Origin of the sequence: Aquimarina megaterium XH134 (assembly GCF_000520975.1) — a bacterium.
GTDB lineage: Bacteria > Bacteroidota > Bacteroidia > Flavobacteriales > Flavobacteriaceae > Aquimarina > Aquimarina megaterium.
Genome location: NZ_JACB01000029.1, coordinates 192,813 through 204,835 on the forward strand (window position 1 = coordinate 192,813; position 12,023 = coordinate 204,835).

The window sequence follows — 12,023 nt, forward strand, 5'->3', positions numbered from 1 at the left end:
AAATCCTAAATCTACCGAACTGTATGGTAGTTTTTTTTCATATACTCTTCTAAAAGGTTACTTTTGCGTGATTTAATTTTGAACAACGACTTATGAGTCCATTTTTTATAAAAGCAATACAGTTATTATTAAGTTTATCTATTCTGATCGTATTACACGAATTAGGACACTTTATTCCTGCTAAATTATTTAAAACAAGAGTAGAAAAATTCTATTTGTTTTTTGACATAAAATTCTCGCTATTTAAGAAAAAAATAGGTGAAACCGTTTATGGTATTGGTTGGTTACCTCTAGGAGGATATGTTAAAATCGCTGGTATGATTGATGAGAGTATGGATAAAGAACAAATGGCGGGTCCACCACAACCATGGGAGTTTCGATCTAAACCAGCCTGGCAAAGATTGATTATCATGCTAGGTGGCGTTACCGTAAATATTATCCTTGGATTCTTAATCTATATGGCTATTATATTTACCTGGGGAACTAATTATGTTGGTTTTGATGATATGCCAAACGGTTTCGCCGTAGAAGATTCTTTTAAAAAGTTAGGATTTGAAGACGGAGATCGAATTCTTGAAATAAATGGGAAGACATTAGAAGATGTAACCCAAATCAATCACTATTTGTTTATGCGTGATGTTAAAAACATTAGCGTTTTACATCAAAATGGAAATAAAGAAACAATCCAAATTCCCGAAAACATAGGAACAACCATGTTCGAATCTGGAGTTTTACGACCTTTTTCTCCTATAAACAAACCAATTATAGATAGTACATATCTAGAAATAGCTGAGAAAGCCGGTCTTAAAAAAGGAGATAAAATAACTGAAGTAAACGGAAAACCTATACAATACTGGCATGAGTTTAGAAAAACAATTCAAGAAAGTAAAGGCACTCCTATTGCTATAAATTATATAAGAAACAATGAGACCAATTCTACTTCGATAACTCCAAACGAAGATGGGTTAATTGGTGTTGTAGTTAAAAATGGTTATAAGGTTCAAGAAAAAAAATATTCTTTCGGAGAAAGTATTACCAAAGGTTTTGATTTTGGATATTGGACTTTACATGATTATATAGCACAGTTTAAATATGTATTTACTAAAAAAGGAGCTAGTCAGGTAGGTGGATTTGGTGCGATCGGAAATCTTTTCCCCGATGCCTGGAATTGGAGAGCTTTTTGGGGAACCACAGCCTTTATTTCAATTATTTTGGCATTTATGAATATCCTTCCTATCCCGGCATTAGATGGTGGCCATGTAATGTTTTTATTATACGAAATTATTGCAGGTAGAAAACCCAATGATAAATTTATGGAGTATGCACAACTTGCTGGCTTTATTCTTCTTATCGCTCTATTGCTATTTGCTAACGGTAATGATATTTACCGGGCAATTTTTGATAAATAGCAAAACTTAAGATAAATGGAGGTTTCAAACCCTTCTAACAAGAGATAAAAATCAAGTCAATAAACCAGATCCAGTGGTTTATTGACTTAATTTTTTACCCCCTAATGTAAACAGTTTCTTTCATTTTTTAGATAGCGTCTCACAATTTGAGACCAATGCATATTAGTTTTACATCAGTTATCGATCAAAAGATAGCTTAAAAAATAATGTATCATTAAATCAATTAAAAAATGAAAAACTTAATCGAATTAACAAGTTTAGAAGCGAAACGTATTAATGGTGGTACTGAGCCACATTCTACAAATGTATATGATGATGGAACAGGAGGCGGATGTATTCCTCCATTCTTTCCTCAATTTCCTAAACCATTTCCAGGGGGAGAGCCTATTTTATTTTAAACGATTTTTATTTGGATTAAGAAACAAGTTTCTTAATCAATCAAAAAACACGTTAAAAACCTCAACTACAAATATATAGTTGAGGTTTTTAATAAAACAAGCATTAATAAACGAAATGAAATTTGCCAAATACCGAATAAATAACCTTAAAAAATCAAAAAAATCTTTTTGAGATATAAAAAATAGTATATATTTGCACTCGCAAAAAGAGAAAAACATTCTATATTTGCAAAAATAAATTCCTCCTTAGCTCAGTTGGTTAGAGCATTTGACTGTTAATCAAAGGGTCCTTGGTTCGAGCCCAAGAGGGGGAGCAAAAGTCCAGCAGAAATGTTGGACTTTTTTGTTTTGTAATTTCACAAAAGTTTTGCTTGTTTTATATAGAATAAAATCAAGAATATCCTACTATACATTGTAGGAAGCACTAGACTAGGGTTATTAATAGTCAAACGAATCAGGTATATCAGGTATGGGCATTTGATTAAAAAGTAATCTTCTCAGGATTTAATTTATTATTTCTAAAACTCTTTTTGAAGCCCTTAGAAGCAACTAATTCCTATTATTTTGATTAATGCTAAAACATAAATACAGAGTATTAACAAAACATTATCTTGTTAAAGAAAAACTAAATTACTAATTTTGCACTCAACTGTATTACACACATAAAATTACTTACTTCCCCCCTCTTGGTAATGGTAATACAGTACTTCTTAAAACCACAGACCGAGAGAACATAAAATGTCTCTAAATTAAATTTGCCCCTATTATCTCCATAATTGGTTTGCAAAGATGTGCTGCCATTTAAAATTATTAATTGACTATGATATATACAAAAAGCATATATCATAATGATATGTATTACAAGATTAGAGATCAACTATTTTAAAATTATAGTTATGAAAAAACTATTACTTATTTGTTTACTTTTTCATTTGGGGAATCAATTAATTCTTGCGCAAGCGGATTATATAGGTTGGGAGTTTAGAGGAGGAAGAATTCTTTCTAATCCAGATGGTAGTGGTTCTACACGTCCTGGACCCGAACCTGCTGGATTATATGGCCCAGGAGGGGCTACAGAAATACCTACTTCTGATGGTCGTCTTCCTTCGGCAATACTGGTAGATCTTGACAATGATAATGATCTTGATTTTATTTCCGGAAGCCAAAGAGGATCTGTTCATTACTTCGAAAATACAGGTACAGCTACAGCTCCATTTTGGGTTTTGGCATCAATACCTACTTTAGATACTATAAAAATAAATGCCAGTAGCTCTGCGAGAAACCAAAATAGACCGCAACTGGCAGATATTGATGATGATGGAGATCTGGACCTATTTATTGGGTCTCAATATAATTATGAAGGTCATACGGATGATGATATCCGATTTTATAGAAATATTGGTACCAAAGAAGTGCCCGTATTTGAATATGCTCCAGATTGTTTACCTGGGCTTCTGGATCAAGATATTGCAGAATTTCCAGGTTTAGGGTTTGTAGATCTTGATAATGACACAGATCTTGATTTAGTGGCATTGGGAGGTGATAAGCTAACATACTATAAAAATATAGGCACCAAAGAAAATCCTAATTTTGAATTACAATCTGAAGCAGATAGCCCTTGGGATGATGAAAGTGCGTATACCAATATGGATGTACCCATACCTGTATTTGAAGATTTTGACAAAGATGGGGATTATGATATGTATTTTATGATTGACACAGGTTTCGTGAGATGGATAGAAAATACCGGAACAGTTACAAATCCTCATTTCTCAACTTCTCAAAAAACTATGGATGGAGAATTAACTAATGCCGATATAGGAGATTTTCCTACTGTTGATTTTGGTGATGTAAATGGAGATGGTTTAAAAGATGCTATTTTAGCAAATTTTAACGCTCCTAGATTTGCCTGGTTTAGACAAGTTCCTGTATGTATACCACCAACCATATCAACTATTACAGCAACACCTGTTACTTGCGAAGGAGAAACCTCTACCATAACTATTACCGGTAATCTTAATATCGCCTCTACATGGTCGATATATACTGACTCTTGCGGAGGCACTCTTATAGGCACAACAAAGACTAATACATCGACCTTTGAGGTCATCCCAACTGCACCAAGTACCACCTATTATATCAGAGGAGAAGATGATGGCATCTCCTGCATTGATGAGACAACAGCAACCTGTACAACGATTACTATTGTAGTTAACGCTATCGATGATCCAAGTTTTAACTATAGCTCAAGTAATTATTGCAAAGGAGATACTAATCCTACACCTTCGATTTCGGGATTGACTGGTGGTGTATTCTCTAGTACAATAGGATTAAGCATTGATCCTAATACCGGAACAATCGATATTGCCGCCAGCACAACAGGATCTCATACTATAACCTATACAACTACAGGAACCTGTCCCAATTCTAGTGATGTTGTTGTAGATATCATCGAATTGGACGATCCAGGTTTTAACTATAGTTCAAGTAATTATTGCAAAGAAGATGCTAACCCTACCCCCTCGATTTCGGGATTAGCTGGAGGAGTATTTTCTAGTACATCAGGATTAAGCATTGATCCTAATACCGGAACAATTGATATTGCTACCAGTACAACAGGGTCTTATACTGTAACATATACAACCAAGGGAACCTGTCCCAATTCTAATGATGTAGTCGTAAATATTACTCAATTAGATAATTCTGCTTTCAGTTTTGATGATTTGACCTATTGTCCTGATGCAAATAATCCCATACCGACAATAACCGGGGTAGAAGGAGGAACATTTAGTTCAACATCAGGATTAAGTATTAATGAAATTTCTGGAGAAATTAATATCCAGAAATCTATACCTGGAACCCATACCGTAACCTATACCACATTAGGCACATGTGCTACCTCTAGCATGGTAGACATAACCATAAACGCATTACCAGATGTAACAATAACAAATAATTCACTAACCTATACAGCCATTCAAACAGATGCAACATATCAGTGGGTTAATTGTGAAACAAATCAACCTATATCTGGAGAAACAAATCAATCATTTACGGCGTCTGAAAATGGCTCATATGCTGTTGATATTACACAAAATGGTTGCACAACCAGATCCTCTTGTATTGTATTAGACACTATTGTTTCACAACAAGAAGATACAATATCTACCTTTAAACTATATCCTAATCCAACTGATGGAGTTGTAAATCTTACGATTACTGTAAAAAAAGTTTCTGTATATAATTACTACGGAAGAAAAGTATTTGAAACCTCTAACTCTACTTTTGATATTTCATCTCTTAAATCTGGAGTATATTTTATGGAGGTTGAAACTAACAAAGGTAGAACTATTAAAAGAATTGTACGGCAATAATAAATTGTTAGAAAAAGTATCCTCAAAATACATTTTATTAAAAACCTTTCGTTGATCGAAAGGTTTTTAAGTTTTTAAGTAGGGTTTATTTATTTTAAAACGAACTACTTTCATGAATTACATACCTTCTTATTCTACTTTTTCTTCTATGTTTTCCAATAAATCGATTAAAATTAATTCCTAATTCTCCAAAAGGAATCAAATTATTAGTGCTATATACTTTAACTACATACACCCATTGTTAGTATGCTTAAAGAAATAGTCAATCTACTTTTTCATCAATCAAATAATCCTCTTATAATCTCACGAAGTAGCCCCGTTCTAAAAAGAAAAATTAATAACCCAACTAAAAAGATTAGCATTCTCCATACTACATTTCCAACAAACCTCCCTATTGCTACCCCCATTATCGCTAGAATTATAGCCATAATAAAACTTGATTCCTCACCGCTAATTCCGATTCCAAATCCTAAAATACCTCCTACAACCGCAAAAATTTGAACTAAAGACTCCCCGCCTGAATTTTCTGTATTCATCTTTAAAATAATTTAAAAAATTAATAAATAACCTTGTGTATATTCGATTTTGATTTGGGGATAATTCCAATAATTATTTAAAAACTTATCTGTATGTTTTTCATATTTTATAAGTATATGATTATAATTTCCAATTAAAATCCCTTAGAAAATTATTTATCGTATACTTCCCTTTTATTTTTTTGATATACGATTTTGCTCGTGTACCAGCATCATCTACATTAATGATTGTGTATTTTCCGTACTCATTCATTGAAATATAGAAGTTATCCGCACTATAACTTGGATGTTTAATTTTTGTCCCTGCATACACTGGATTATACCCCTTTAACCTTATACCATACTGTGTGTTTTCTATTGTCATAGCTTGCTCAATCATTGTAGTTCTTTTATCATAATACCTAACACGCATTTTACCTGTTCCATTATCAAAAATCACCAGAGCACATCGATATTGAGTTAAACCAGCAGTAAACTTAACCTCAAAGATTTCCTGACCTTGAATTGTTAATGGTAATAGAAGTGCTAAAAACAGAATTTTAATGTATTTCATGATGCCCACTTTTGAATTCGATGAATGCTTTCCGTATGAATTATTATCTATAACTCAAAAGTAAAGAGATTAAAAATCAATAGCTTGCGACAAACCGCAACCCATCATTTTTTATCTTACATTTAATTCGGATAATACTTAATAGAGTTTATAAATTAGAAGTTGTTGTTTTAATTTAAACTCAAATTGTGTTTTCACCACATTAAGATTTCAAAAAAGAAGTTTTAAAAATTACAATTAAATCAGGCCAACATCTTTGGCAATTCCTATAAGTTGAGGAAGTGTTTTGGCATCAAAAAGTTCTTTAAGTTTTTGTAAACGAAACTCAATATTTCTTTTACTACCGGAAGTTAAATTATGTTTACTAAAATAATCCGATATTTGTTGTTGTGTCAAGCCTTTGGCTATTAATTTCAAGATTAAAGTATCTGTTTTTTTTACTTCTGAAATGTTGTCAGATCTTCGAAGTAATTTCATAATATCATCAGAATAATAATATTTATCCTGAAGAATAGTTTTGATTGCCTTAACTATATCTTCTGTGCCTTGTCTACCTTTTGAAACATAAGCATTAATTTTTTGATTATCAACAAGTTCCCTTATTTTTCCGATACGATTTTCTACAGAAAAAACGACAATCTTAAGGTCTGGCTGGATTTTTCTAACTTGTTTAATAAGTTCATCTCCAGAGCTAATTTTTCTCAATTTATGATCTTCTTTAAAAGAGAGATCGGTAATTAAGAGATCAAATGGAGTGTTTTTCTGTCTGGCAGATCTTAGTTTAAGCAAAGCATTATCACAGTAATTAACAGTTTCTATTTTCTTAATACAAAACTCTTTTAACGTGTTTTGCAATCCTACACTAATACTTTGTTGATCTTCGGAGATAAGGACTTTTTTAAACATACAATAAAAATTATCTTTGAAACATAATGGTCGCTATAAATCCCTCGTCTGGGCTAGTCTCAAAGATAAACTCCCCTTTTATATTTTCAATGCGATTTTCCGCATTAGCTAATCCATTAATATTTAGGTTCTTTTTAATGGCCCCTATACCATTGTCTTTATAGGTAACAATTCTATGCTTTCCTGTATCCTTTACCATTAATGTTGCCTTGTTAGCCTTGCTATGTTTTATTGTATTAATAAAAAGTTCTTGAACCACTCTAAACACTGCTATTTTTTTATAATCAGGAACAGTGGACCAATCTGTCTCTGACACATTAGTAATAACAATCATATTTTGGTTATTGTATTGCTGTATTAAATTTTTTAATTCTTTTTGAAAATTAACAACATCAATACTTGTCATCTCTGTTGATATATCTCTTGCTCTTAGATAGATATTTTGCAATTTATCTCCTATACTTTTTCGTATTGAAAAAGTAGAAATATCTTGAGTATTTTCTATAAAATTGATAATATTAGATATATCATTTGCCAATTCATCATGAACCTTTTTTGAAATCCTTCTTTCGGTATTATAAACTTTTGTTTCTGTATCCTTTCTGTGTTTCTGCATCAAATAATACAACACAAAAACAATAATCAATACAAGTATAACTCCTATTAAAAGATAAATTATCTTTTGAGTCCTTTGAAAAGAAACTTCTAATTCCTGTTTAGCAGTAAGATCTTTTAATCTATGAATCTCTTCTACCTTTAGCTGATCATCATACCTGATCTTAGCAAATTGAGTCTTGACCTGTAATTCTTGTTCCTGAAGACTATCAGTAAGTTGGATATATCTTGTTTTAATATTGAGGTCTTCAGGTTTCATTTCCATTAAAAAATTTAAAGCTTCCAATTCTCCTTTTGGGTTTTTAATGCTTTTAGAAATTTTCATCATTTTATCAAACCATTTTAAAGATTCTCCTCTGTTCTTTTGAGAAAAATATTCTCCCAAATGCTTATAACTTGCTATTAATCCTCGTTTATCATTTTCTTGAGTTCTTATATGTAATGCGCTTAAAAGTTCTTTTTCGATATCTAAGGTATCCTTAAGCCATCGGGCATAAGCATAATTATCTATCAACCTGGCTTTTTGTTTTGATGAAATATGCAATAAAGAATCACTCAAAATATTTCTAAATAATTCAATTGCCTTTTTATACTTTTTATTCTTAATGTATACTATTGAAAGATTGTTTTTATAAACCAATCTATCTATATTAGATTTTGTATTTGCAATAGCTTTTTCATAATATTTTATTGCATCTTCATTATTCAAAAGGTTCTTATTACTAATGGCTAAAACATTATATGCCGAAGCAATATATTTTGCATCTTTATCTGGTAACAAATACCGCAATGCATCTGTAATTGTTTCTTTACTTCCAAAAAAATCACTATTGCTTTGTTGTACATAAGCCATATTCAATAAACGCCTACCTATCTGGCTACTATCTTTTATTGTCAGAAAATTATTTTTTGATTTATTATAATAATAGTATGCGCTATCAGAATAAAATTTAATCTTATCAAAATAATATGCTTTTAAATAATACCCTTTTCCTTCGTAATAAATATCTTTAGCTTCATTAGTCTTATCTAATAATAAGGCATTGTAATGCTTTAAACTATCTATCTGTTTTAGGGAATAATGAATAACACTTTTTTGATATAAAACCTTGTGATAAACAGCGCCTTTATAATCTATATCAAAGCGCTTATATGCGTTGTTTATAGCCTGGTATCTAATGTTTAGGTCTTTGGTCTTGTCTTTCGAAAGGTCATAATAATATGCTATACTATCCAAAGGTTTCTCTTTTTCAGAAAAAGTAATAAGATGTTCTTTATTACAAGCGCAAAATAGAATGATTAACACAACTACTAAAGTTTTATTATGCATATTATCAATAGTTTAAGAATTAAAATTAAAAAAAAAGCCACACTTTCTTGTGACTTTTTGATTTATCATTTTGTCCTGTCCTAAAATAAGTTGACACAAAATCGATTTACTTATGAACTATTCGGAAAAGCTTCGGAAAAAACACACACAACGTGATTACAATTTAGGTTTTAAATTAGCAGTTGTAGATTAGATAGAAAAATAAGAAAACACCCTAATTTTATGAAACAAACACAACCATCTAGAATCGAAGAGTTCTTTGTTAGCGATATTACATATATCAAAAGTTGAGAACCCACCCATTATTTATCTTTAGTAACTGATGCATATAGCAGAATGATCTTGGGACACCAAATCAGTAATGATATGAGTGCCAAAAATGTAGTAAAAACAATGAAGATGGCAATTAAAAAATGAATCTTTAATACATACTTGTAATAATGTAATAGAACTCAAACAACTTGTTCAACAATCAATTAAAACCTACAACAATAAAAGATCACATTTAAGTTTAAACTATAAAACATCTAGCTTTATACACAACAAAAAAACCTGTGAAGCAAGCTTCACAGGTGTGATTTAAATATTTAAAATCTGTCAATCTTTTAGGACGACTTATTCATCGTCATCAGGTTGCTCTTCTACAGTCCCTTCCTCTGTGGTAGCTGTTTCATAATTACAAATATCATCTGTAAAGTCATTTTTTTCTTCACAAGAAATAAAGATTAACCCTAAAAACAAGCAAATTATTATACATTTTATTATATTCTTTATATTTTTCATTTTATTAAATTTTTTGATTAAACATTATGGTTCTCCTTACCGAATCTTTATGAGGATTCGGGCAGTCTGATAAAATCAAAGCGCTTTGATAGTTTTTGAGAAGAATGAAGTTTTGATAAGGGTGGAAATATCTTCTTCTCTTAAGTTATTTTCAACCTATTAAACTTCACAAGTAGTTTTCTAGAATCAACTACGATACAAAGGTGAAAAACATAATCGGTCGATAATATTGGTCGATTATCGGCCGACGACTATTTAAAAAATTATTGAAAAATATTCTTAATTGACCTGTTTTTAGGCTACAGTAAACTCTTTTAATCTTTAACTTTTCTATAAAAAATATTGATTTACATCATCAGATGGGGTAAATCAAACACCATGTCTATTGTATCATTCTAACAGTCAATTATTTTTGATCATTGTGGTTTTCCGCAAAAGCGGTTTCCTAACTTTTAATACTTTCACTTCACTTTACACAGAGTATTCTTTAAGAAATATTTTTAACTCACTAAAATGGCTAAATCCTTATCAGAATCACAGTTTGATGTATTTGTATATTTTTTTGATGCTATTGCAAAAGAACATACTCCAAATAAGTCTTTTAAAGATTATATAGAACGTGATATTAATAGACTTATAGAGCGACTGGAAGAAAAAACAAAAGAAAAAATTGGCCGAACCACTATAGTTAATTATAGAGATCGATATAATAAAAAAGAAGGAGAAAAATTCACCTACTTAAAATCTTATCTGGATATTTTGGCACAGTATATTGATTATTCTTCTTACGAAAACTTCATTAAAGAAAATAAAGCTTTCTGGGGCCTTGAGAAATATCGAGCAGAAGAACTTATACTTAGTAGAGGAAACAAAAAGAAACACAAATCCAGTACAGATGAAAAGAGACATTATAAAAAGCTATCATATAAAAAACTGTCTAATTTAACACCAAAAGAAATTGTTAAGTATACCAAATCCTTTTTAGCCCAAACAAAATCAGAATCTTCTAATGACAAAACTCTTTTCTGGTTAGGAGTTCTATTACTTTCCCAAAATCAATATGAAGAATCTATAAGGTATATAAAAGAGTCTATTAAGATCAATCCAATCGATGATGAATATCATTATAATCTGGCCTTGGCAATGTTTAAAGGCAAGAGACCTTTTAGATTAAAAATGAATGAAATCAAAGAAATACAAACTTCTCTAAAAACGGCGATACGTATAAATAATAAGAAAGAAAAATATCATTGTCTAAAATACCTTATCACTCAAGATTATTTTAGACGAAGCGGACTCGATGATCCAGACAATTCTTCTAATGATTTACCAATGATAACAAAAGAAGAACCCAATGAGCTGGAGCGTTTATTTTCTTCATTAGGTGGGTTATCAAAAGATAACTATTTTAAAAATTGAAAACCAACATAAATAATCTTCACATGACTTCAAATGGAAAAAAAATTAAACAATATTTCTCAAAATCTATTTTAACCTCTAAGATCTCGGATAATGAGTTTGATAACCTTCTCAACCAATCAATTAGTAAATTATTCGACAGAGCGTTGACCAAAACACTTTTAGACAAAAATGATTGTTTAAGAACTCCGCGTCGTATTACAGGACCAAAAATGTATAATATTGGCGGAGCCGAATTTAAATTAAAAAAAGGTAAGGACAATTTTATCAGATACATCCCAATAGGAGTAACGATCATCAACTTTACACAACATGAAATCGTATTTTATCAATGTGTATTTGACCCCATAACGGAAAATCCTTTAAATGAATCTACCTCATCTTATTTTTATACAGATGTAGTTTCTATAGAAACCAAATCAGAATCAGTAACTCACGAAGAATTTACTTTTGGTGAGAAAGTTGTAAATGAAATCCCACTTATAGGAAAACTAATCAATAATGGTACAATTTATCAATATAATGTTTCAGAAAAATTCATATTAACAACCTCGGGGAGTTCTAGGATAGAGGTCAGACTTTCTGAAAATGTTATGATCGAAGAGGTAGGAGGAGAGTTTAGCACATCAGATGCAGATAATGCTATACGTAGTATTAGGCAAATGTTACGAGATAAAAAGAGATGATTTTATAGATACAT

General features: G+C 30.9%; 10 protein-coding genes and 1 tRNA gene. 6 read left to right on the top strand and 5 right to left on the bottom strand.

All coding sequences use genetic code 11. The annotated features are described in order from the left end of the window. Positions 1–92: 92 nt before the first annotated feature. The 4 genes from rseP (at position 93) to Z053_RS0115190 (ending at position 5,181) form a co-directional block, all read left to right on the top strand. A complete protein-coding gene (gene rseP, locus Z053_RS0115175; RefSeq protein WP_025665860.1) occupies positions 93–1,409 on the top strand; it encodes an RIP metalloprotease RseP in 1,317 nt (438 codons plus the stop codon). Positions 1,410–1,639: 230 nt separating this feature from the next. Then, positions 1,640–1,807, top strand: coding sequence for a hypothetical protein (locus tag Z053_RS31545; RefSeq protein WP_160170104.1), 168 nt, complete (start codon positions 1,640–1,642; stop codon positions 1,805–1,807). Positions 1,808–2,047: 240 nt separating this feature from the next. After that, positions 2,048–2,121 (top strand) — tRNA-Asn (locus tag Z053_RS0115185). 582 nt (positions 2,122–2,703) lie between these two features. Beyond that, positions 2,704–5,181 carry an FG-GAP-like repeat-containing protein gene (locus Z053_RS0115190; RefSeq protein WP_025665861.1) on the top strand — a complete coding sequence of 826 codons (2,478 nt, stop codon included), beginning with the start codon at positions 2,704–2,706 and terminating at the stop codon, positions 5,179–5,181. Positions 5,182–5,459: 278 nt separating this feature from the next. On the opposite strand, the gene Z053_RS0115195 is transcribed toward Z053_RS0115190, so the two are convergent. The 5 genes from Z053_RS0115195 to Z053_RS31550 all read right to left on the bottom strand — a co-directional run bounded on the left by Z053_RS0115195 (position 5,460) and on the right by Z053_RS31550 (position 9,904). Continuing rightward, positions 5,460–5,717, bottom strand: coding sequence for a hypothetical protein (locus Z053_RS0115195; protein WP_025665862.1), 258 nt, complete (start codon positions 5,715–5,717; stop codon positions 5,460–5,462). Positions 5,718–5,838: 121 nt separating this feature from the next. Further along, positions 5,839–6,270 carry a hypothetical protein gene (locus tag Z053_RS0115200; RefSeq protein WP_025665863.1) on the bottom strand — a complete coding sequence of 144 codons (432 nt, stop codon included), beginning with the start codon at positions 6,268–6,270 and terminating at the stop codon, positions 5,839–5,841. Positions 6,271–6,507: 237 nt separating this feature from the next. Further along, on the bottom strand, positions 6,508–7,176 hold the full coding sequence (locus Z053_RS0115205) for a DNA-binding response regulator (protein ID WP_025665864.1): 669 nt from the start codon (positions 7,174–7,176) through the stop codon (positions 6,508–6,510). A 10-nt stretch (positions 7,177–7,186) separates the two neighbouring features. Then, positions 7,187–9,121, bottom strand: coding sequence for a tetratricopeptide repeat-containing sensor histidine kinase (locus Z053_RS0115210; RefSeq protein ID WP_025665865.1), 1,935 nt, complete (start codon positions 9,119–9,121; stop codon positions 7,187–7,189). A gap of 615 nt (positions 9,122–9,736) precedes the next feature. Next, positions 9,737–9,904 carry a hypothetical protein gene (locus tag Z053_RS31550; RefSeq protein WP_160170105.1) on the bottom strand — a complete coding sequence of 56 codons (168 nt, stop codon included), beginning with the start codon at positions 9,902–9,904 and terminating at the stop codon, positions 9,737–9,739. A 513-nt stretch (positions 9,905–10,417) separates the two neighbouring features. On the opposite strand from Z053_RS31550, the gene Z053_RS0115220 reads away from it, so the two are divergent. Beyond that, the gene (locus Z053_RS0115220) at positions 10,418–11,323 is read left to right on the top strand and encodes a tetratricopeptide repeat protein (RefSeq protein WP_025665866.1); all 906 of its coding nucleotides are present in this window, start codon (positions 10,418–10,420) and stop codon (positions 11,321–11,323) included. A gap of 23 nt (positions 11,324–11,346) precedes the next feature. After that, entirely contained in the window at positions 11,347–12,009 is a 663-nt protein-coding gene (locus Z053_RS0115225) for a hypothetical protein (RefSeq protein ID WP_025665867.1), read from the top strand. Positions 12,010–12,023: the final 14 nt, after the last annotated feature.

Coding starts and splice junctions, on each gene's coding strand:
- Z053_RS0115225 (WP_025665867.1), top strand. CDS start 11,347: ATGACTTCAAATGGAAAAAAAATTAAACAATATTTCTCAAAATCTATT.
- Z053_RS31550 (WP_160170105.1), bottom strand. CDS start 9,904: ATGAAAAATATAAAGAATATAATAAAATGTATAATAATTTGCTTGTTT.
- Z053_RS0115205 (WP_025665864.1), bottom strand. CDS start 7,176: ATGTTTAAAAAAGTCCTTATCTCCGAAGATCAACAAAGTATTAGTGTA.
- Z053_RS0115210 (WP_025665865.1), bottom strand. CDS start 9,121: ATGCATAATAAAACTTTAGTAGTTGTGTTAATCATTCTATTTTGCGCT.
- Z053_RS0115200 (WP_025665863.1), bottom strand. CDS start 6,270: ATGAAATACATTAAAATTCTGTTTTTAGCACTTCTATTACCATTAACA.
- Z053_RS0115220 (WP_025665866.1), top strand. CDS start 10,418: ATGGCTAAATCCTTATCAGAATCACAGTTTGATGTATTTGTATATTTT.
- Z053_RS0115195 (WP_025665862.1), bottom strand. CDS start 5,717: ATGAATACAGAAAATTCAGGCGGGGAGTCTTTAGTTCAAATTTTTGCG.
- Z053_RS31545 (WP_160170104.1), top strand. CDS start 1,640: ATGAAAAACTTAATCGAATTAACAAGTTTAGAAGCGAAACGTATTAAT.
- Z053_RS0115190 (WP_025665861.1), top strand. CDS start 2,704: ATGAAAAAACTATTACTTATTTGTTTACTTTTTCATTTGGGGAATCAA.
- rseP (WP_025665860.1), top strand. CDS start 93: ATGAGTCCATTTTTTATAAAAGCAATACAGTTATTATTAAGTTTATCT.